Annotated in this window: 16 protein-coding genes; 7 read left to right on the top strand and 9 right to left on the bottom strand. The window is 65.3% G+C overall.

Going from position 1 to position 21,658, the window contains the following annotated elements:
- Positions 1-123 precede the first annotated feature (123 nt).
- Positions 124-978, top strand: a complete 855-nt coding sequence (locus EXV95_RS22670) for a phosphatase PAP2 family protein (RefSeq protein WP_370460132.1) — start codon at positions 124-126, stop codon at positions 976-978.
- A gap of 17 nt (positions 979-995) precedes the next feature.
- On the opposite strand, the gene urtE is transcribed toward EXV95_RS22670, so the two are convergent.
- Positions 996-1,688 carry an urea ABC transporter ATP-binding subunit UrtE gene (gene urtE, locus EXV95_RS22665; protein ID WP_055398987.1) on the bottom strand — a complete coding sequence of 231 codons (693 nt, stop codon included), beginning with the start codon at positions 1,686-1,688 and terminating at the stop codon, positions 996-998.
- Between the two features lie 11 nt (positions 1,689-1,699).
- On the opposite strand from urtE, the gene EXV95_RS25195 reads away from it, so the two are divergent.
- Positions 1,700-1,807 carry a DUF1010 domain-containing protein gene (locus EXV95_RS25195; protein ID WP_370460131.1) on the top strand — a complete coding sequence of 36 codons (108 nt, stop codon included), beginning with the start codon at positions 1,700-1,702 and terminating at the stop codon, positions 1,805-1,807.
- Between the two features lie 781 nt (positions 1,808-2,588).
- On the opposite strand, the gene urtD is transcribed toward EXV95_RS25195, so the two are convergent.
- The 4 genes from urtD to urtA form a co-directional block, all read right to left on the bottom strand.
- Positions 2,589-3,464, bottom strand: a complete 876-nt coding sequence (gene urtD / locus EXV95_RS22660; RefSeq protein ID WP_176888597.1) for an urea ABC transporter ATP-binding protein UrtD — start codon at positions 3,462-3,464, stop codon at positions 2,589-2,591.
- The gene (gene urtC / locus EXV95_RS22655; RefSeq protein WP_176888596.1) at positions 3,461-4,597 is read right to left on the bottom strand and encodes an urea ABC transporter permease subunit UrtC; all 1,137 of its coding nucleotides are present in this window, start codon (positions 4,595-4,597) and stop codon (positions 3,461-3,463) included. Before urtC ends, urtD begins: the two co-directional genes overlap by 4 nt.
- A gap of 21 nt (positions 4,598-4,618) precedes the next feature.
- Positions 4,619-6,199, bottom strand: coding sequence for an urea ABC transporter permease subunit UrtB (urtB, locus tag EXV95_RS22650; RefSeq protein ID WP_176888595.1), 1,581 nt, complete (start codon positions 6,197-6,199; stop codon positions 4,619-4,621).
- A 158-nt stretch (positions 6,200-6,357) separates the two neighbouring features.
- Positions 6,358-7,629: an urea ABC transporter substrate-binding protein gene (gene urtA / locus EXV95_RS22645; RefSeq protein WP_176888594.1), complete on the bottom strand. Its 1,272-nt coding sequence runs from the start codon at positions 7,627-7,629 to the stop codon at positions 6,358-6,360.
- Between the two features lie 341 nt (positions 7,630-7,970).
- Here urtA and EXV95_RS22640 point away from each other — a divergent pair, with 341 nt between their 5' ends.
- The 3 genes from EXV95_RS22640 (at position 7,971) to EXV95_RS22630 (ending at position 12,822) form a co-directional block, all read left to right on the top strand.
- The gene (locus tag EXV95_RS22640; protein ID WP_176888593.1) at positions 7,971-10,241 is read left to right on the top strand and encodes a xanthine dehydrogenase family protein molybdopterin-binding subunit; all 2,271 of its coding nucleotides are present in this window, start codon (positions 7,971-7,973) and stop codon (positions 10,239-10,241) included.
- 19 nt (positions 10,242-10,260) lie between these two features.
- Positions 10,261-10,719: a (2Fe-2S)-binding protein gene (locus EXV95_RS22635; protein ID WP_176888592.1), complete on the top strand. Its 459-nt coding sequence runs from the start codon at positions 10,261-10,263 to the stop codon at positions 10,717-10,719.
- Between the two features lie 801 nt (positions 10,720-11,520).
- Positions 11,521-12,822, top strand: coding sequence for a UDP-N-acetylglucosamine 1-carboxyvinyltransferase (locus EXV95_RS22630; protein ID WP_176888591.1), 1,302 nt, complete (start codon positions 11,521-11,523; stop codon positions 12,820-12,822).
- Between the two features lie 14 nt (positions 12,823-12,836).
- Here the strand turns inward: EXV95_RS22630 and EXV95_RS22625 are convergent, their stop codons facing one another.
- Together EXV95_RS22625 and EXV95_RS22620 are read right to left on the bottom strand one after the other, a co-directional pair.
- Positions 12,837-13,895, bottom strand: coding sequence for a sensor domain-containing diguanylate cyclase (locus tag EXV95_RS22625; protein WP_176888590.1), 1,059 nt, complete (start codon positions 13,893-13,895; stop codon positions 12,837-12,839).
- Positions 13,896-13,917: 22 nt separating this feature from the next.
- Positions 13,918-15,102 carry a DUF917 family protein gene (locus EXV95_RS22620; RefSeq protein ID WP_176888589.1) on the bottom strand — a complete coding sequence of 395 codons (1,185 nt, stop codon included), beginning with the start codon at positions 15,100-15,102 and terminating at the stop codon, positions 13,918-13,920.
- A 268-nt stretch (positions 15,103-15,370) separates the two neighbouring features.
- On the opposite strand from EXV95_RS22620, the gene EXV95_RS22615 reads away from it, so the two are divergent.
- A complete protein-coding gene (locus EXV95_RS22615) occupies positions 15,371-16,060 on the top strand; it encodes a DUF3334 family protein (protein ID WP_176888588.1) in 690 nt (229 codons plus the stop codon).
- A 466-nt stretch (positions 16,061-16,526) separates the two neighbouring features.
- Positions 16,527-16,853: a plasmid stabilization protein gene (locus EXV95_RS22610; RefSeq protein ID WP_176888587.1), complete on the top strand. Its 327-nt coding sequence runs from the start codon at positions 16,527-16,529 to the stop codon at positions 16,851-16,853.
- 91 nt (positions 16,854-16,944) lie between these two features.
- On the opposite strand, the gene EXV95_RS22605 is transcribed toward EXV95_RS22610, so the two are convergent.
- Positions 16,945-18,015 carry a response regulator gene (locus tag EXV95_RS22605; RefSeq protein ID WP_176888586.1) on the bottom strand — a complete coding sequence of 357 codons (1,071 nt, stop codon included), beginning with the start codon at positions 18,013-18,015 and terminating at the stop codon, positions 16,945-16,947.
- Complete coding sequence (locus tag EXV95_RS22600) at positions 18,015-21,626, bottom strand: ATP-binding protein (protein ID WP_176889145.1); 3,612 nt, start codon at positions 21,624-21,626, stop codon at positions 18,015-18,017. Before EXV95_RS22600 ends, EXV95_RS22605 begins: the two co-directional genes overlap by 1 nt.
- Positions 21,627-21,658: the final 32 nt, after the last annotated feature.

Below are 21,658 nucleotides of genomic sequence, written 5' to 3'. Positions count from 1 at the left end.
ACAGACGCCGCATGGCAAGGGGGCATACACCTTCGCTGTGGCGGGGTGTAGGGAACTCGGTTACAACGCCCGGCTCCCTCATATTGACTTCCAAAACAAAACGCAGAAAGCCACCAGCACCCGATGACGATAGCGACACTCACGACCCCGATGGACCTTGCCGCGCTGGGGGCGCTGCTGGCGCGCTACCCGATGGAATGGTGGGTGGCAGGCATGGTGGCCTCGGCCCTGGTGGGCGCTCTGGCCCTGGTCGGCTTGCGCACCGCGCAGCACCACAGCCCGCCGCTGCGCAGGTTTTTGCCCGCGCAGGCGTATGGGGTGGTGCTGGCCGCCATGGGCGCCAGCGCATTTGCACTGGTGCTGGCGGGCGCCACGATGGCCGAACTGGCCGAGAGCGGGCGCACGGGCGGCCACTGGGGTGCACTGGACGATGCCATTGCGCAGGGCATGCGTGCCCAGGCGGACACGGCCGTCCTGCAGTGGTTTGCGGCACTGACCCACCTGGGTGATTCATGGGTGCTGGCAGGCGGCACCATCGTGGTGGCGGTGGCGCTGTGGGTGCGCCAGCACCGGCTGCTGGCCACCGGCTGGCTGGTGGCCATGGCGGGCAATGGTGCGCTGACCAAGATCCTCAAAGAACTGTTCGAGCGCGTGCGGCCAGAACATGTGCATGGCATTGCGCAGGCCGATGGTTTCAGCTTTCCCAGTGGGCACAGCAGCGCGTCGATGGCGGCCTACGCCATGCTGGCCTACCTGGCTACCCGCCTGCTGCCAAGGCCCTGGCACATGCCTGCGGTGCTGGCAGCGGGCGCGCTCATCTTCACCACTGGCTGGAGCCGCGTGGTGCTGCAGGTGCACTACGCCAGCGATGTGCTGGCAGGCTGGCTGCTGGCGGGCACCTGGGTGCTGTGCACGGTGCTGATCATGGAGAGTGTGTCGCGCTGGCGTGGTTCACAAAACCGCCTGGTGCAGGCCTGAGCGTCTGTCGCCTTCATTCAGATGGCGACCAGATTGCGAATTCCCTTGGCTTCCATCTCGCTGCCCGGGCCGCGCGCGATGACCTCGCCGCGCTCCATCACCAGGTAGTCGTCGGCCAGCTCCTGCGCGAAGTCGTAGTACTGCTCGCACAACAGGATGGCCATTTCTCCCTTGTCTGCCAGCATGCGAATGACGCGGCCGATGTCTTTGATGATGCTGGGCTGGATGCCTTCGGTGGGCTCGTCCAGGATGAGCAGACGTGGGCCGGGGGCCAGGGCACGGGCGATGGCCAGCTGCTGTTGTTGCCCGCCGGATAGGTCGCCCCCCCGGCGCTTGAGCATTTGCTTGAGCACGGGGAACAGCTCGTACAGGTGCGGGGGCACGGGCGTGGAGCCGCTTTTGTAGGCCAGGCCCATGCGCAGGTTTTCTTCTACCGTGAGGCGGCCGAAGATCTCGCGGCCTTGGGGGACGAAGCCGATGCCTGCTCTCGCCCGGTCATAGGGAGTGGTTTTGTCGATGGGTTTGCCATCGAACGTGATGCCCCCGCTTTTGATGGGGACCAGGCCCATGAGGCTTTTGAGCAGCGTGGTTTTGCCGACGCCGTTGCGGCCTAGCAGGACGGTGACTTTGCCGGCCTGGGCGGTGAGGCTCACGTCGCGCAGGATGTGGGAGCCGCCGTAGTACTGGTTGATATTTTGGACGGTGAGCATGGTGGTTTTGAGTGTTTTTGGCCTCTAGCGCTTGTCCTTCAAGCGCAAGCAGCTATTGTTTTTATAGTATTGGACATCCCCTGCCCATTCGGGCTGAGCTTGTCGAAGCCCTCCGCTGATCGATCCCCATGCCTTTGCCAAGGGCGGGAGCCGGGGTGTGCGCCCGGCGGCGCAGTAACTTTCTCTTGCGTCGCCAAGAGAAAGTCACCAAAGAGAAGGCGACCCTACACGCTGCGTCCCTTCGCTTCGCTGCGGGCAACCTGCGGTGCTCGCGTCCAGCGGGGTCTCGCTCGAACTCGCTCCACTGCGTTGCGCTCAGACAATCGCGAGCCCTGATCCGCTGGCCGCTGCGCTCCTCGGCGCATCCTGAAGGGAACCCGGGGAGCGGACATCCATTCGGGCCATTGCTGCGCTCGGCCCAGTTTGCGCAGCGCGTGGCGCTTGCGCCCGCGAGGTGAGGCCGAGCGAAGCAAAGGCCCGTGTGGCTGTTCGGCTGTTGGATATTCGGGTGCCCAACCCCCTGCTGGCTGCGCCTGCGGCGGGGCGGTTGCGGGGTGGCATGGGCGTCGGAGCGCCCATGCTTCGTGCTCTGACTCGCCGCAGTTGTTCGAGCGGAGCGCCGCAGGCGCGCAGTGAGTTCTGCGGCGCACCCCGCAACCGCCCCGACGCAGGTTTGCCCCTTCGCACAGCGAAGGGGTCGCAGACTGGGGGTCGCCTTTCTTTTGCTTACTTTTCTTTGGCGAAGCAAAGAAAAGTGAGTCGCCCGCCGGGGCGATAACCCGGCTTCCGCCCTGAACACAAGCGCGCTTTTCAAACCAGCACGCCCAGGCTTCGACAGGCTCAGCCCGAACGGATAGCGGACGTTCTCAAGACCAAAGGAACCAGAGCGGCAAAGCACGATCACCGCCCCAAATAAACCTCAATCACCCGCTCATCCGCCTGCACCTGATCCAGCGTCCCCTGCGCCAGCACAGCCCCATCGCACAACACCGTCACGATCTCAGAAATGGTGCGAATGAAAGACATGTCGTGCTCCACCACCATCAACGAGTGCTTCCCCTTCAAGGTCAAAAACAGCTCCGCCGTGCGCGCAGTTTCTTCATCCGTCATCCCCGCCACCGGCTCATCCAGCAACAGCAACTTGGGGTCCTGCATCAGCAGCATGCCAATCTCTAGCCACTGCTTTTGCCCATGGCTCAGATTCCCCGCCATGCGCGCCACGCTGTCCGCCAGATGAATCGTGTGCAGGATCTCGGCCAGCCGGTCCGACTGCGCTGAATCGAGACGGAAGAACATGCTCGACGTCACGCCCTTGTGCGTCTTCAAGGCCAGTTCCAGGTTCTCGAACACACTGAGCTGCTCAAACACCGTGGGCTTCTGAAACTTGCGGCCGATGCCCAGGCTGGCGATCTCCGGCTCGTTGTGGCGCAGCAGGTCGATGGTCGAGCCGAAATACACCGTGCCGCTGTCCGGCCGCGTCTTGCCGGTGATGATGTCCATCATCGTCGTCTTGCCCGCACCATTGGGGCCGATGATGCAGCGCAGCTCGCCGGGTGCGATATCGAGGCTCAGGTTATTGATGGCCTTGAAGCCGTCAAAGCTCACGTTCACGTCTTCCAGGTACAGGATGCGGCCGTGGGTGATATCCACCTCGCCGGGCGTGGCGATGCGCGAGAAGCCTGCAGTGCGGCCACCGGATTCGGTCTGGCCCAGCGCAGCAGGTGCCAGCCGGGCCTGAATGCGCCGCGCGCCTTCGTCCATCAGATCAGGCGTCATGGCGCGGCTCCTTCGGTCTTCTTGTTGTTGTTCTTCTTCAACTTCTTCACCAGGCCCACCACACCATCGGGCAGGAACAGCGTGACGGCGATGAACAGCGCGCCCAGAAAGTACAGCCAGAACTCTGGCGCCGTCACGGTGAGCCAGCTCTTGGCACCATTGACGATGAACGCCCCCACGATGGGCCCGATCAGCGTGGCGCGGCCACCCACTGCAGCCCACACCGCGATCTCGATGGAGTTGGCGGCGCTCATCTCGCCGGGGTTGATGATGCCGACCTGGGGCACATACAGCGCACCCGCCACGCCGCACATCATGGCGCTGATGGTCCAGATGGTGAGCTTGTAGGGCAGCGGCGAGTAGCCCGAGAACATGACGCGCGTTTCGGCATCGCGCACCGCCTGCAGCACGCGGCCAAACTTGCTGCGCACCAGCCAGCGGGCCAGCAAAAAGAACACCAGCAACGTCACGCCCGTGAGCACGAACAGCGTCATGCGCATGTTCTGCGTGGCCAGGGGCATGCCCAGAATGCGCTTGAAGTCGGTAAAGCCGTTGTTCCCGCCAAAGCCCGTCTCGTTGCGAAAGAACAGCAGCATGGCCGCATAGGTCATGGCCTGGGTGATGATGGAGAAATACACACCCTTGATGCGCGAGCGGAACGCGAAGTAGCCGAACACGAATGCAATCACGCCGGGCACCGCCACGATGAGGATTAAGGTGGCCACAAAGCTGTCGGACAGCGCCCAGTGCCAGGGCAGCTCCTTCCAGTCGAGGAACACCATGAAGTCGGGCAGGTCGCTTTGGTAGTTGCCGTCGCGGCCGATCTGGCGCATGAGGTACATGCCCATCACATAGCCACCCAAAGCGAAGAACAGGCCGTGGCCCAGGCTCAGGATGCCGGTGTAGCCCCAGATCAAGTCCATGGCGAGTGCGCAGATGGCGTAGCACATGATCTTGCCGAGCAGCGCCACGGCGTAGTCGCTGAGGTGGAATGCGCTGCCTGCGGGCACCCACAGATTGAGTACGGGCGCCACGGCGCACACCACGATGAGCGCCACGATAAAGGCTGACCAGCCGCTGCGGGTAAGCAGCGGTGCCGGAGCAGGAAGTTGGATAGGAGATGGCGTAGTCATATCAGTCTGTCTCTATCGGCCTCAATCGGCCGTACGCCCCTTGACCGCAAAGATGCCCTGCGGTCGCTTCTGGATGAAGATGATGATGAATACCAGCACGGCGATCTTGGCCAGCACGGCGCCCGTCCAGCCTTCGAGGAACTTGTTGAGCACACCAAGGCCCAGCGCGGCATACACGGTGCCGGCCAGCTGGCCCACGCCGCCCAGCACTACCACCATGAACGAGTCCACGATGTAGCTCTGCCCCAGGTCGGGCCCCACGTTGCCCACCTGGCTCAGCGCGCAGCCCGCGAGACCCGCGATGCCCGAGCCCAGTGCAAAGGCATAGGTATCCACACGCGCCGTATTCACGCCCATGCACGAGGCAATGGGCCGGTTCTGCGTCACGCCGCGCACAAACAGGCCAAGGCGTGTCTTGCTGATGAGGAAGGCCACACCGGCCAGCACCGCCAGCGCGAAGGCGACGATGATCACGCGGTTCCAGGGCAGCTGCAGGTTTTCCATGAGCTGCACGCCGCCGCTCATCCACGCGGGGTTTTCCACGCCCACGTTCTGCGCGCCGAACACGGTGCGCACCAGCTGCTGCAGCATCAGGCTGATGCCCCAGGTGGCCAGCAACGTCTCCAGCGGGCGGCCATACAAGAAGCGGATCACGCTGCGCTCCAGCACCGCGCCCATCAGGGCCGACGCCATGAACGCCACCGGCACGGCCGCGACCAGGTACCAGTCGAACGCACCCGGAAAGTACCGCTGGAACACACCCTGCATCACATAGGTGGCATAGGCGCCGATCATCATCAGCTCGCCGTGGGCCATGTTGATCACGCCCATCAGCCCGTAGGTAATGGCAAGGCCCAGCGCCACCAACAGCAGGATGGAGCCCAGGCTGATGCCGGTGAACAGCGCGGCCAGCTTCTCGCCCCACTGCAGACGGCCTTCCACCGCTGTCAGCGCGGCCTGGATGGCGGCTTTGACCTGAGGATCCTGTTCATTGCGCAGCTGCTCCAGCAGCACGGTGCGCGTGCCGGGGTTGCCGCTGGTGGCCAGATACTGCGCGGCCTTCAGGCGTTGCGACGCATCGCTGCTCGCCAGCAGGATGCGCGCGCGGATGGCTTCGAGCCGGGCTTGCAGGGCAACGTCCTTCTCGGCGGCAAGGGCCTTCTCGATGAGGGGCAGACGCGCCTCGTCGGTCTCTTCGCGCAGCGCGTCGATGGCGGTGCGGCGCTGGGCCACATCGGGCGACAGCAGTTGCAGCGAAGCCAGCGCTGCGTCGAACTCGCCCCGCATGCGGTTGTTGTTGACGATGTCTTCGGCATCGTCGGGCACAGGCACCTCGGCGCCACTCACCGGGTCGTAGCCCTTTTCGTCCTTCATGACGATGGCCTTGTCGCCTGCGATCTTGACGGCGTCTTCGCCCATCGCGCGGATGAAGGCCAGCGTGGCGTCGTCGGGGGTGGCAATGGCCTGCTGCAGCGCGGCGATGCGCTCGTCGGTATCGCCACTGGCCATGGCCCGCGCCGCCTCGACCGTGAGTGCGTGCGCCTGCACGGCTGCACACAGCAGCAGGCAGGCGATCAGGCGTTGAAAGAAAGAGGCAAACATGAGAGGGCCGGTAGGTCAAATAGAAACAGGCCTGTGCAGCGCGCAGGGCCAAGACCAGGGCCGCCGCGCAAGGGCCGCCCCGCCGCGCTGGCGGCGTCCCCCCTCCCACGCGCAAGCGTGAGAGAGGGGGTGAAGGCGCGAAGCGCCTCAGGGGGGTGTCACAGCTTCGACTTGCCGTCCGGCTCGTCCTTCTTCTTGTCGTTGCCTTCGATGTACGGGCTCCATGGCTTGGCCTTCACAGGACCAGGCGTCTTCCACACCACGTTGAACTGGCCATCGGCCTTGATCTCGCCGATGAACACGCTCTTGTGCAAGTGGTGGTTCTTCTCGTCCATCTTGCTGACGATGCCCGACGGTGCCTTGAAGGTCTGGCCAGCCATGGCGGCAATCACCTTGTCGGTGTCGGTGCTCTTGGCCTTGGTCACGGCCTGGGCCCACATGTTGATACCGATGTAGGTAGCTTCCATCGGGTCGTTGGTGAGCGGCTTGTCTTTGTGGCCGGCAATGCCCTTGGCCTTGGCGTAGTCGCTCCACTTCTTGATGAACTCGGTGTTGGCGGGGCTCTTGATGGACTGGAAGTAGTTCCAGGCGGCCAGGTGGCCCACCAGCGGCTTGGTGTCCACGCCGCGCAGTTCTTCTTCACCCACGGAGAACGCGACGACCGGCACGTCCTTGGCCTTCAGGCCCGCGTTGCCCAGTTCCTTATAGAACGGCACGTTGGAGTCGCCGTTGATGGTGGAGACCACCGCCGTCTTGCCGCCCTGGCTGAACTTCTTGATGTCGGCCACGATGGTCTGGTAATCGGAATGACCGAAGGGGGTGTACTTCTCGTCGATGTCGCTGTCCTTCACGCCCTTGCTCTTGAGGTAGGCGCGCAGGATCTTGTTGGTGGTGCGGGGGTACACGTAGTCGGTGCCCAGCAGCACCCAGCGCTTGGCGCTGCCGCCGTCCTTGCTCATCAGGTAGTCCACCGCAGGGATGGCTTGCTGGTTGGGAGCAGCGCCGGTGTAGAACACGTTCTTGGACAGCTCTTCGCCTTCATACTGCACGGGGTAGAACAGCAGGCCGTTCATTTCTTCAACCACGGGCAGCACCGACTTGCGCGACACCGAGGTCCAGCAGCCGAAGATGACCGAGACCTTGTCCTGGCCGAGCAGCTGCTTGGTCTTTTCAGCGAACAGGGGCCAGTTGGAGGCCGGGTCCACCACCACGGGTTCGAGCTTCTTGCCCAGCACGCCGCCCTTGGCGTTGATCTCGTCGATGGCCATGAGCACGGTGTCTTTCAACACGGTCTCGGAGATGGCCATGGTGCCCGACAGGCTGTGCAGGATGCCGACCTTGATGGTCTCCTGTGCGTGGGCTGGCAGCGCAGACAGGCCAGCGAGCGTAGCGACGGCCGCGAGGGCCTTGAGGGAATAACGACGTTGCATGTGTGCTTCTCCGGTGGTGGTTTCAATCAATCAATCAAGCCGCTTCGCTCGCCGGTCCCTTGCGGGGCACTGGGTGATCGAGCGATGGAATGGATTCTGGAGAGCGGGGCCTGCTTGGGAAATACGCCGGGTGGCGTACACGGTGGCACGGCGCGAACGCGTAAAGCCAGGTCACCCGCGTTGTGTCGGGTAGGCGAAACGCTATGCAATCAGTAGCTAATAGCGCCTTATATATAACCGCTGGAGGCCAAAAACACTCAAAATCTGCGGCAATCCCGGTGGTGGAGAAACGCCCCTCGGATTTACGATGGGCGGCTAAGGCCCCAATAAGGAATGAACCCATGGTGAAACGACGCACAGTGCTCCTCGGCGGCGCCGCAACAGCGGGCGCGCTGGTCATTGGCTGGGGCGTGATGCCGCCGCGCCAGCGCCTGCACCCGTCCGACCCGCTGCCGCAGACCAGCGGGCAGGCCGCCTTGAACGGCTGGGTCAAGGTGGGGGCCGACAACACCGTGACGGTGATGATGGCCAAGTCCGAAATGGGCCAGGGCGCCCACACGGGCCTGGCCGCCATCCTGGCCGAAGAGCTGGACGCCGACTGGGCGCAGGTGCGGCTGGAGATGACGCCCATCGACGACATCTACAACAACCTCGCCACGGTGGTCGACGGCCTGCCCTTTCACCCCGACAACGATGGCTCGATGAAGGCCGTGGCGGGCTGGTTGACCGCCAAGACCATGCGCGAGGTGGGCGTGATGATGACGGGCGGATCGAGCAGCATCAAAGACCTGTGGCTGCCCATGCGCGAGGCCGGTGCCCATGCGCGCGCCATGCTCATCCGCGCCGCCGCCGCGCAGTGGGGAGTGCAGGCAACCGAGTGCACGGCCAACGCGGGCTGGGTGGAACACACCGCGGGCCAGCGCGCCACCTTTGGCGAGCTGGCTGCCCTGGCCGCTCAGCAGCCCATGCCGGGCAAGGTCACGCTCAAAGAACCCGCGCAGTTCAAGCTGATCGGCAAGCCGCTGACGCGCATCGAGGCGCCGTCCAAACTCGATGGCACGGCCGTCTTCGGCATCGACGCCAACCCGCCCGGCCTGCTGCACGCGAGCCTGGTGATGTGCCCCACGCGTGGCGGCAAGGTGGCACGCTTTGATGCTGCCGCCGCCCAGAAGCTGCCCGGCGTGAAACACGTGCTCGAAGTGGCGCCCTACCACGGCGGCACCGGCGGCGTGGCCGTGATTGCCGACACGCCCTGGCATGCCAAGAAGGCCGCTGCGGCCGTCACCGTGGAATGGGACCACGGCCCCGCCGCCACCTTGTCGAGCGAAACCGTGATGGCGCGACTGACCCAGGCGCTGGACGAAGCCAAGGGCTTTGGCTACCACAGCGCAGGCGATGTGGACGCGGCCATGCAAGGCGCTGCGACCACCATCACCGCCGACTACCGCGCGCCCTACCTGGCCCACGCCGCGCTGGAGCCGATCAACTGCACGGTGCAGTTCAAAGACGGCGCTGCCACCGTGTGGACATCCACCCAGGTGCCGGGCCTGGCGCGCCGCGCGGCCGCCAAGGCGCTGGGCATCGACGACGAAAAAGTGACCGTGCACCAGCTGCTGCTGGGTGGCGGCTTTGGCCGCAGGCTGGAGGCCGACTACGTGGCGCAGGCCGCCGCCATAGCCAAGGTGGCCGGTGGTGCGCCGGTGCAAACGCTGTGGAGCCGCGAGCAGGACACACAACACGACTTCTACCGCCCGGCCTGCATGGCCCGCTTCAAGGCGGGGTTTGACGCGCAGGGCCAACTGGTGGCGTGGAACAACGTGTCGGTGGGCCAGGCCATCGTGCCGCAGGTGCTGGTGCGCACCTTTGGCCTCGCAGGCGCAGGGCCGGACAAGACCACGTCCGAAGGCGCGTTCGACCAGCCCTACGAATGGCCCCATGCGCGCATTGCGCACGAGATCGTCGACCTGCCGCTGCCGGTGGGCTTCTGGCGCTCGGTCGGGCACTCGCACCAGGCATTTTTCAAGGAAAGTTTTGTGGACGAGGCAGCAGCGGCGGCCAAGCAGGACCCGGTGGCGTTTCGTGCCGCACTGCTGCAAAAGCACCCGCGCCATCTGAAGGTGCTGCAAAAGGCGGCCGAGCTGGCGGACTGGGGAAAACCACTGGCTCCGGGTGCAGCGGGCGAGAAGCGTGCGCGCGGTGTGGCACTGCACCAGTCGTTCGGCTCCATCGTGGCGCAGGTGGCCGAGGTGTCGGTGGGGGCGGACAAGGCCATTCGCGTGCACCGCGTGGTGTGCGTTGTCGACTGCGGCGCGGCCATCAACCCCAACCTGATTGCGCAGCAGATGGAAAGCGGCGTGGTGTTTGGCCTCACGGCGGCGCTGTATGGCGAGATCACCCTGAAGGACGGGCAGGTGCAGCAGAGCAATTTTCACGACGTGCCACTGCTGCGAATGGCCGACTGCCCGCGGGTGGAGACCCACATCATCGACAGCGCCGAACCGCCCGAGGGCGTGGGCGAGCCCGGCGTGCCGCCCATTGCGCCTGCGGTGGCCAACGCCCTCTTCGCACTCACCGGCCAGCGCCTGCGCGCCCTGCCACTGAAGCTGGCCTGAATCGATTCAAGGAACCACCATGTCCACAACCTTGCGCATCAACGGCAAAGCCATCGCCGTCACCGCCGAACCCGACACGCCCCTGCTGTGGGTGCTGCGCGGCGAGCTGCACATGAACGGCACCAAGTTTGGCTGCGGCATGGCGCTGTGCGGCGCCTGCACCGTGCATCTGAATGGCGAGCCCGTGCGCGCCTGCATCACGCCTCTGTCGGCCGTGGGCGATGCCGATGTGACCACCATCGAGGGCCTGCAAGGCCCCGAGGCCGCAGCCCTGCGCACCGCATGGACGGTGCTGGATGTGGCGCAGTGCGGCTACTGCCAGAGCGGGCAGCTGATGTCGGCCTGCGCGCTGCTCAAGAAAACCCCGAAGCCCAGCGATGCGGACATTGATGCTGCGATGGGTGGCAATGCGTGCCGCTGCGGGACGTATCCGCGAATACGGGCGGCGATTCATCGGGCCGCTGAGGGGCGGGGTTGATTTTTGGTTTCGCTCGCTGATCTGAGCTGCATGCCTACTTGAAGGGCAGAGGCCGGGGTGTGCGCCCGGCGGCGCAGTAACTTTCTCTTGCGTCGCCAAGAGAAAGTCACCAAAGAGAAGGCGGCCCTACACGCTGCGTCCCCACACGCCCTTGCGGGCGTGTGGGGAAACCTGCGGTGCTCGCGTCCAGCGGGGTCTCGCTCGAACTCGCTTCGTTTCACTGCGCTCAAACAATCGCGAGCCCTGATCCGCTGGCCGCTGCGCTCCTCGGCGCATCCTGAAGGGAACCCTTGGGATCGGACAGCCATACGGGCCATTGCTTCGCTCGGCCCCGCCTGCCCAGCGCGTGGCGCTTGCGCCTGCGAGATCGGGCCGAGCGAAGCAATGGCCCGTGTGGCTGTTTGGCTGTTCGGCTGTCCACCCCCTGCTGGCTGCGCCTGCGGCGGGGTGGTTGCGGGGTGAGCATGCGCGTCGGAGCGCGCATGCTTCGTGAACTGACTCGCCGTGGTTGTCCGAGCGGCGCGCCGCAGGCGCAAAGCGAGTTCCACGGCGCACCCCGCAACCGCCCCGACGCAGGTTTGCCCCCACGCACCGCGTGGGGGTCGCAGACTGGGGGTCGCCTTTCTTTTGCTTACTTTTCTTTGGCGAAGCAAAGAAAAGTGAGTCGCCTGCCGGGGCGACAACCCGGCCTCCGCACTCAACACAAGCACACCGCCCCCAAACACCCCAAAACCCCAACCCAGTTAGAGTATCGACCTCGCGCAACCCCTGGCCCGCCAGGCCTCTTCTGCCTCCCTCCCCATGTCCAACCTCGTCGTCCACGGCGGCACCCCGCTGCGGGGCCGCATCATCCCATCTGCCAACAAGAACGCGGTGCTGCCCGTGCTGTGCGCCACGCTGCTCACCAACGAGCCGCTCAGGCTGCTCGGCGTGCCTGACATCACCGACGTGCGTAAGATCCTCGACATCTTCCGCACGCTAGGCAGCGATGTGCGCATGGACCACGCCACCGGCACGCTGGAGTTGCACCACCACGCCACCACGTTCGATGCCGCCCTCCACCGCCTACCCGAGGAAATGCGCTCGTCCATCATGCTGGTGCCCCCGCTGCTGGCGCGCTTTGGCGTGGCGCGGCTGGAGGACAACGTCAAGGGCTGCACGCTGGGCGTGCGCGAGATCGACCCGCATGTGGAGGTGTTCCACCGCTTTGGCGGGCGCGTGGAACGGGCCGAAGGCTCGCTGCTGATCCGCTGCGACGGCAGGCTGCAGGCCAACCACCACTGGCTGGACTACGCATCGGTCACCACCACCGAGAACTTCGTGCTGTGCGCAGCGACGGCCGAGGGCACGTCGGTGCTGACAAACGCCGCGTCGGAGCCCCACGTGCAGGAGTTCTGCCGCTTCATGACCATGATCGGCGTGCGCATCGAGGGCATGGGCACGTCGCGCATCACGGTGCATGGCGGCACGCAACTGCGCGGCGGGGAGTTCCGTTTCGACGAAGATTTCCACGAGATCACGACCTTCCTCGCCTTGGGTGCGATCACGGGTGGCGACGTGGTGGTGAAGAACAGCGCGCCCGAGAACTTTCCGCTCATCGACCGCACGTTTGCAAAGTTCGGCGTCACCATCACGCACGAGGACGGCTGGTCACGCGCGCACTGCGCGGGGCCGCTCAAGGTGCAGACGCCGTTCACCAGCAATGTGCTGACCAAGGTGGAGGCGGCGCCCTGGCCGTACTTTCCGGTGGACCTGCTGCCCATCTTCATCGCCCTCGGTGTGCGGGCCGAGGGCAATGCGCTGTTCTGGAACAAGGTGTACGACGGCGCTTTAGGCTGGGCGGGCGAGCTGTCGAAGTTTGGCGCGCATGTGTTCCAGTCCGACCCGCACCGGCTGGTCACCTTTGGCGGTAACCCGCTGACGCCTGCGGTGGTGGAGAGCCCTTACATCATCCGCGTGGCGATTGCGCTCTTCATGGTGGCGGCCAGCACGCCTGGCCGCTCGGAAATCCGCAACGCCACGCCCATCCGCCGCGCCCACCCGCACTTCGTGGAGAACCTGCGCAGCCTGGGCGTGCAGGTGGAGTGGACGAGCGAGGAATGAGGAGCGGACGGTGCTCAGGCGGTGACAACGCCGTCTGCGTCTTCGTCCGGCTCGATGAGTACATGGACCGCCGGGGCTCCACCCTGCTGCACATCGGCGCAGTACACGGCGTTGCGCCCCGTGCCCTTGGCGCGGTACAGGGCCTTGTCGGCACGGTTGACCAGCTCTTCAAAGCCGATGCCCGAGCCCTTGTGCATCGTGGCCACACCGATGCTCACGGTGACCGAAGCGCTCGCACCCTGCTCATTCACGGGCACGCTCAACGCGGCCACGTCGTGGCGCAGTGATTCGGCCACGCGCAAGGCGCTGACGCCATCGGTCTCGGGCAATACGATCACAAACTCCTCGCCCCCGAACCGCGCCACGATGTCCACACCGCTGCGCTTGCGCGCCGCGCAGGCCTGGGCGACGGCACAGATCACCCGGTCACCCGCAAGGTGCCCCCAGGCGTCGTTGACTGTCTTGAACAGGTCAATGTCCACCACCAGCAGGGACAGGGGGTGGTCAAAACGCTCGGTGCGTTTGCATTCGTTCGCGCCCAGTTCCATCACCGTGCGCCGGTTGGCCAGGCCCGTTAGAGAGTCATTGGCGGCCAGCAGCTCCAGCGCGGTGTTGAGCTCTTGCAGCAACTTGTTCTGCTCCAGCAGCTGCTGGTTGATCTGCGCAATCTCGTCTTCCTTCTGCTTGCGGTCATGGATGTTGAAGGTGACACCTATCAGCCGCTTGCCGGGGGTGGCGCTGCTGCGGTCCATGATGCGGCCGTAGTTGGCAAACCAGATCCACTCGCCCGCCTTGGAGCGCAGCCGGAACTCGGCACGGTACTGCGGCGTGATGCCCGCCACGTGGTCGGCTACCGCCTGCTTGACCTTGTCCAGGTCGCCAGGGTGGAACAGGCCAAAGATGTCCTGCACGCCCGTCACGATTTCGTCCTGGGTAAAACCCAGCTCCTCAAAGGTCTTGGAGGCCTTGTGGGTGACCTGGCCGCTGACCAGGTCGTTCTCCCACAGGTCCAGCCCGGCGGCCTCCAGCACCAACTCCAGCCGCTCCTTGTTCAGGTCTGCTTCATCACCCATGGCGGCAAAAACCCTTGATTCTTCAGGCCGACGGCATGGCCCCGGCGTAACCCATATTGCGCAGCAAACCGGCAAACGACGCCACCACACCCGGGGTGTTGTAAAGCTGGGGCGCTGTCTGTACGGCGATCACGCTGACCATCTGGCCCGTGCTTTTTCCCGTGGTGGGATCGAAGTACAGGGCCAGGTCGTCGCTGGCGTTGGAGAAGCCGCGGCCCGTGCTTTCTGAGTAGTAGCAGATGGAGTCGGGGGCGATGACATCGGGCGCCACGCTCGCAGACGAGTACATGATGAGGTTCTCGTTCAGGTTATACAGATAGTGCGTCTGGGTGCTCAGGCTCGGGTCCTGTGTGTTGTCCAGGCGGATGATGCCCGAATCCAGCGACGCGCTGGAGGTGGACTGCGTGACCGAGGTGATGAAAAAATTGGTCGCCACCGCGCTGGCTGGGCGGCCGGTGATCATGGTGATCACGTCCGCCACGGCAGCAGTGGCGGGCGGCGTGGCGGCCTGCAGCAGAAACTGCCCCAGCCCCCGCGCCTGCTCCAGCGTGCCCGGAATGTAGCTGCCCGACAACGCAAAGCCGTTGCCCGCGTTGGAGGGCCACATGGCAATGCCCGAATACCCCCCAAACCCGGCCACCACGCCACCCGCCAGGGTCTCCACGCGCGCTGCGGTGGAGGCGCCCAGCACGGCGGATTCCAGATCCACCAGCGTAGAGGCGTCGCTGGCCAGCGCAGCGGGGCACGGCGCCAGCTGAACACCGCCGGTGAAGGTGGTCTGGGGCAGTTCGGGCACGGCACGGCCGGCGCCTTCGCCGTTGACCACCCAGACCGCGCCCTGCGACATGGCCGCGCCAATGAGCGGCACGAGCGAATTGATGGGCCCGATCTCCACGGGGATCAAGGCGCCCAGCGGTGCGCCCGTGCAGGCCTGCATCACGGCCACGGTGTTGCTGATCGAGTTTTGCACCGCCGCCAGAGTGAGGCTGTCGGCCGCATCGGGCGAGCCCATGATGGCGAGCACACAGGCGTTGGTGGCGCCGTCGTAGTCCTGCACCGTGACCGTGCCGCTCCAGCCCTGACCCGCCAGCTCCTGAAGGATCGAACAAGCGTCGTGGTAGCTGCCGCCCCCTCCGCTGGCCAGCACGGCAGCACCCGCCGCGATCGACTGGAAATCGGCCAACCCATAGTTATAGACAACACCCATCTGGCGCCCCTCTCTTTTGGTATGGAAGGCACGATACGCCTGCCCGGTTGGTTGTCAATCCGCTGCATCCCATGCGGGGCCAGGGCACCAACGTGGTATGACCCGGATCAAGGGCACGCAAGTTCTGCGCCCAAGAACCGCACGGCCAACACCCACAGCAGAGCGCACCAGGGCGGAAAGCACTCTGGCCTCGCGGTGCGCCATCGCCTATGCTCTGTCTGCGTTGCAGTTTTGTTGTTGTTTTTCCTGGCAGATGCCTACCCACACCATGAGCCTCCCCGATAAATCCCCCGTCTACGGCACCGAAGATCTGCTGATCAGCCTGTGCAACTCCGTCACCCGGGTCTTGAACGTGGCCACCCACAGCCAGATCCACTACTCCGGCATGGTGCAGCGCATCAGCAAGACGTGCCTGAAGCCCGACATCGGCTGTTTTGTGCTGTTCGATGGTGGCTTCTCGGGCCTGGTCATCATCAACTTCTCGGCCCAGGCCGCGATGGAGCTGTATGCCAACTACCTGCTGAACATGGGCATGTCCAAGGACGATCTGGTCAGCTCCTACACGTCGGACGAAGTGAGCAATGTGATGGGCGAGCTGATGAACCAGGTGGTGGGCGACTTCACCGGCAAGGTGCGCCGCGAGCTGCAGACCCACATCACCCAGAACCAGCCCAAGATGCTGGTGCTGAACAAGCAGGTGATGCTGAGCGTGGACGCCAACCTGGACAAGCCCGAAGCCCGGCGTGTGACCTTCTACACCAGCAACAACAACATCTTCTACCTGGAACTGGCCATCGACCGCACCGAGTTCATCAAGCTCTACGACTTCGAGGCGCAGGAAGTGCCGGATGCCGACGCGCTGATGGCCCAGTCGCAAGAAGCCCCTCCCGTGCCCGCGCCGCCGCCTGCGGGGGGGCAGGACGACACGGACGCACTGCTGAAGTCGCTGGGGATGTAGTTGACTCCAAAATAATAGCTATAAGCGCTTGTCAAATAAGCGCTGCAGCCGTTTTTTGACCCAACTAGTCCACTGAAACCGAGAAATCGGCTGTGCGCCGAGGTGGCAGCGGGTGCAGCGCAAGGCGCGGGCTGCGGCCAAGGCTGGCCGCCTTGGCAAAGCCCGCAACGCAGCGATGCGCCTGCCGCCACCCCGGCCCGAAGGGTGCGGGCCTGGCAGGGCCGCCCTCGTTGTTGCCGTGCTCGCCGGGTGTGCAACCCGCCTGCGCCCGCCGCCTAGAGTGCGGCCCTGCCAGACACTCACGCACAGCCGATTTCTCGGTTTCAGTGGACTAGTGCGTACCACTCCCTTCAGAAGACATGCGGGGCATGCGTCCTACACCCGCCCCCGCGCAACACTGACCGGGGCTGCCGGGCCAGGGCCTAAGCTGAAACGCTTATCACCCTGCCACTCGAAGGAGCCCACCATGCCACGCGGAACCTGGAGCGCCAAACGCGAGCGCCAGTACGAACACATCAAGGACAGCCTGCTGGAACGCGGCAGGGACGAAGACACGGCCGAGGAAATCGCGGCCCGCACGGTCAACAAGGAACGCGCACAGAACGGCGAAAGTAAAACCGCAGCCCCTCAGACCCTGCATGCCACGCCTGCGCCCGTGCGCGGAGGCAGGAACTCGCACCGTGGCCCGCAGGGGCGCACCCGGGATCAGCTCTACGAAGACGCCAAACGGCAGGGGATCAAGGGGCGCTCAAAAATGAACAAGCAAGAGCTGGAGAAGGCTGTGGGCCGCTGACGCGCGGCCTACGGCGGTCACACTGGCTCTTCAAAATTCATAGCTACCAGCGCTTTAGCAACAAGCGCTAGCGGCCAAAAACACCAAAAATCTATCCCTCAAACTGCGGGTGCAACTGCCGGATGCGGTTCATCGCCATCGCCGCCGCCGCAGTGCGCGTCTCCACCCCCAGCTTGGCGAACACGCGCTCCAGGTGTTTCTTCACCGTGGCGGGGCTCGCGCCCAGGATGTCGCCGATGTCGCGGTTGATCTTGCCCTTGACCACCCAGTACAGCACCTCGGCCTCGCGCGCGGTGAGCTTGAAGGACAGGCTCATGGATTCGATGATTTTTGCGTCGGACACCTCGCGCATCACGATGAGCCAGTCGCCGCCGCCGGCGCTGTCCCCCGCCTGCTGGTGCAGCCGGAAGGTGAGGCGGCGGGCGCCCTGCTCCACAGCCAGGCGGGGAGGCTCGGCCAGCGATGCAGCCAGCAGCTCGGCCGCGTTGTCGGCCAGCACGTGGCGGCGCAGCCAGGCCTGCACGGGCTCGGGTGCCCATTGGCCAAAGGCGGTGGGCGTGCCGTCCGCGGCGACCTCGCCGAAATAGCTTTGCAGCAGCTCGCGCGCTAGCGGGGTTTGCCAGACGATGCGGCCGTCCGACGCACGCACGGTGATGCTGGCGTAACCAAACGCATCGAGCGCGTTGCGCGCCTCGCGGGCCTGGCGGGCGTCCTGCCGGGCCTTGCGGGCTGCGCCCAGGTGCACGCCCATGCGCGCCATCACCTCGCGCGGCTTGATGGGCTTGGTGACATAGTCCACGCCACCCGCCTCCAGCGCGGCCACGAGGTGCTCGGTCTCGGTCAGGCCGGTCATGAAGATGATGGGGATGTGCGCCGTGGCGGGCGATGCCTTCAGGCGCCGCGCCACTTCAAAACCGTCCATGCCGGGCATCATGGCGTCGAGCAGAACAATGTCGGGCAGGGCCTGCGCGGCACGCTGCAAGGCCGCCTCGCCATGCGTGGCGACCAGCACGGTGTAGCCCGATTCATCCAGCGCGTCATGCAGCACGGCCAGGTTGTCGGGCACGTCGTCCACGATCAGCACCACATCGCTGTCGGTGCGGTCCAGCGCTGCACCGGGCGCTACAGACGCGTGCAAGGAAGATGGGTTGGCGGTGGTCATCACGAAGGTGCCTGCTCCAGGATCTGGCCCATGGCATCGAACTGGAACTGCTTGGCCAGCTGCCGCATGGTGCCCACAAAAGCGCTGTGCGCGGGCTGGCTGCGTTCAATGTCGTCCAGCGTGTTGAGGATGCCACGGTAGTAGCCCAAAGACACTGCCTGGGCCAAGGCGGCCAGGGCGGTGGTGTCGGGGTATGTGAGGGGCGCATCCGCTGCCGCAGGCAAGGCGGGGGTCATATCGGCTTCGCCGTATTGCCACTGCAAGACCAAACGACGCTCCAGCCAGTCGAGCAGCTCGCTGTGGCGCACGGGCTTGACGATGAAGTCTTCGGGGCGGATGTCCACGTCGTTGTCCAGCGCCTTGTCAAACGCATTGGCGGAAACAATGGCGCAATGCACGTTTGGCAACCGCATCTGCCGCACGCGCCGCAAGGTCTCCCACCCGTCGATGCCCGGCATGGCCAGGTCCATGAAGATGGCGTGCGGCCGGTAGCCGGTGGCCAGCAGGTCCAGCGCATCGTGGCCGCTGGCCGCCTGGCGCAGCTCAAAGCCCAGGGGTTCGAGCAGTTGCACCAGCAGCTCGCGGTCGGGCTCTTCGTTGTCCACCACAAGGATGCGGCGGCGTTCGCCCGCGTAGCCCCTGCGGGCGCGCTGGGCTTGCATCGCCACGGGCGCCGCCGTCTTGCCCAGGGCCTCGGCATGCACCTCGGGCAAGAAGAGTTTGACCTGGAACACCGATCCCACGCCGGGTGTGCTGCTCACCGTCAGTTCACCGCCCATGAGCGCAGTGAGCATCTTGGCAATGGTCAGGCCCAGGCCCGCACCCGGTGCGGCCGCGGTGTTGCCACCGCCCGAGCCGCCGCGCGCAAAAGGCTCGAAGATGCGCTCGATCTCCTCGGCTGTGAGGCCTGGCCCCGTGTCCTGCACCTCGATGCGCGCCATTTCGCGTGCATAGCGCACGCGCAGCGTGACGGTGCCGTGCGCGGTGAATTTGACGGCGTTGCCCAGCAGGTTGATGAGGATCTGGCGCAGGCGCTTTTCGTCGGCACGCACCACTTCCGGAATCACGCCCAGCACATCAAACTGGAAGGCCAGGCCCTTGGCCGCGGCCTGCAGTTCAAACAGGCTGGCCATCTCGTGCAGGCCATCGGCAAAACGCATGGGCGTCACGTCCAGCGTGAGCTTGCCGGATTCGATGCGCGCAATATCGAGCGTGCCCTCGATGAGCGAGAGCAGGTGCTCGCCGCCCCGGCGGATCACATGCACCGCCTGCTTGCGGTGCGGGGGCACGCCCGCGTCCTCGCCCATGAGCTGCGCGTAGCCCAAGATGGAGTTGAGCGGCGTGCGGATCTCGTGGCTGATGGCGCTGATGTAGCGGCTTTTGGCGTGGTTGGCCTGGTCGGCGGCGCGCTTGGCTTCTTCGGCCACCTGGCGCGCCTGCTCGGCCACGCTGCGCGCGGTCTGCAGGGCCTCGTCGGTCTGGCGGTGCAGCTCGATCTCGCGCACCAATAGGCCCGTCTGCCGATTGGATTCCTCCTGCGCCACCTGGCGGCTTTTGTGCGCCAGCACCAGCCACCAGGCCACGATGCCCGAAATGACCAGCAGTGCAAGATAGGCCTTGAGCAGGCCCGAGCGCAGCGCCACTTCGGGTGCCGCCATCACCTCGGTGTCAGTGGCCGCCTGGGCGATGGTGTTGAGCTCCTGGTGGTACAGCAGCCCCATCACCGAGGCCAGCAGCGGCGCTATCACCAGCATCAGCAGCAGGAAGTGCCCCAGGCCCGTGTCCAGATAGCGCCACATGGCGCGCGGCAGCACCCAGCGCAGCGCGGCGGACCATTGCACCGCCATACTGGCGTGGGGTTTGCAAAGGTCGCCGCAGCGCGCATCGAGCGTGCAGCACAGCGAGCAGATGGCGCCCCGGTACGCGGGGCACTGGGCCATGTCCGGGGCTTCGTACTCGCGCTCGCAGATCACGCAGCGCTGCACGGTGTAACGCATGGTGCTGCCCAAGTCAGCACCTTGTTTGCCGCTGACCGGACCGTGCATGGGCACCGCCACCACATCGGTCACCGCAGCGGGATCGGGCTGGCGCGCAATGTAGTAGCGCCCTCCAGTGGCCCAGGCAATGAGCGGTGCGGTGACAAAGGCCACCGCCATCGCAATCACCGCCGAGAACGCCTGCGGCAGCGGTCCGAACAGGCCCAGGTGCGCGCTGATGGACAGGATCGACGCGAGCGCCATCGAGCCCACGCCCACTGGGTTGATGTCGTACAGATGCGCGCGCTTGAACTCGATGCCCTTGGGCGACAGGCCCAGCGGCTTGTTGATGACGAGGTCGGCCACCACCGACATGATCCAGGCGATGGCGATGTTGGAGTACAGCCCCAGCACCTCGCCCATGGCGCGGAACACGTTCATCTCCATCAGCATGAAGGCGATGAGGGTGTTGAACACCACCCACACCACGCGCCCCGGGTGGCTGTGGGTAAGGCGCGAAAAGAAGTTCGACCACGCCAGCGAGCCTGCGTAGGCGTTGGTCACATTGATCTTGAGCTGCGAGACCACCACAAACAACGCCGTGGCCGCCACCGCCCAGCCGTAGTGGGGGAACACGTATTCATACGCGGCCAGGTACATCTGGTTGGGGTCCACCGCACGCTCGGCAGGCACCATGTGCGTGAGCGCCAGATAAGCCAGCAGCGCGCCGCCCAGCATCTTGAGCACGCCCAGCACCACCCAGCCCGGCCCGCCCACCAGCACGCCCAGCCACCAGCGCCCACGTGTGGCGGGGGTGGATGCGGGCATGAAGCGCAGGTAGTCGGCCTGCTCCCCCATCTGGGTAATGAGCGCAATACCGACCGTGAGCGCCGCACCAAACAAGGGCAGTTGGAATGTGGCGCCCCGCATTGATTCACCACCGTAGTGCACGATGCCGGAAAACGCACCAGGATCGCGCACGATCACATACACAAACGGCACCACCAGCATCACCAGCCACAGCGGCTGTGTCCACACCTGCAGGCGGCTGATGGCCGACACGCCATGCGTGACCAGTGGAATCACCACAATGGCGCAGATGAGGTAACCCCAGGTGGGCGGGATGTCGAGCGCCAGCTCCAGCGCGTAGGCCATCACGGCGGCCTCCAGCGCGAAGAAGATGAAGGTGAAGCTCGCGTAGATCAGCGAGGTGAGCGTGGAGCCGATGTAGCCAAACCCCGCGCCGCGCGTGAGCAGGTCCATGTCCACCCCATAGCGCGCCGCATACACGCTGATGGGCAGCCCCGCCAGGAAGATGATGAGCCCCGTGGCCACGATGGCCCAGAAGGCATTGATGAAGCCGTACTGCACCAGCAGCGTGGCGCCCACGGCTTCCAAAATCAGAAAGGACGCCGCGCCAAACGCCGTATTGGCCACCCGCCATTCGGACCATTTGCGAAACCGCTGCGGGGTGTAGCGCAGCGCGTAGTCCTCCATGGTCTCGGTGGCCACCCAGCTGTTGTAGTCGCGGCGCACCTTGACGACCTGCTGGGGGGCCTGCGCATCTACATCCTGCCCCGACAGCTGCACCGGCGCAGCATCAGCGGGAGCAAGGGGAGCGGTGGAAAGTGGCATGGACATGGGATGACAACAAGCACTGCAGGTGC

The sequence above is a fragment of the Acidovorax sp. JMULE5 genome (assembly GCF_013376875.1).
Taxonomy (GTDB): domain Bacteria; phylum Pseudomonadota; class Gammaproteobacteria; order Burkholderiales; family Burkholderiaceae_C; genus Acidovorax; species Acidovorax facilis.
The sequence above is the reverse complement of the archived record's forward strand: the minus strand, read 5'-3'. Positions and strand labels throughout refer to the sequence as shown.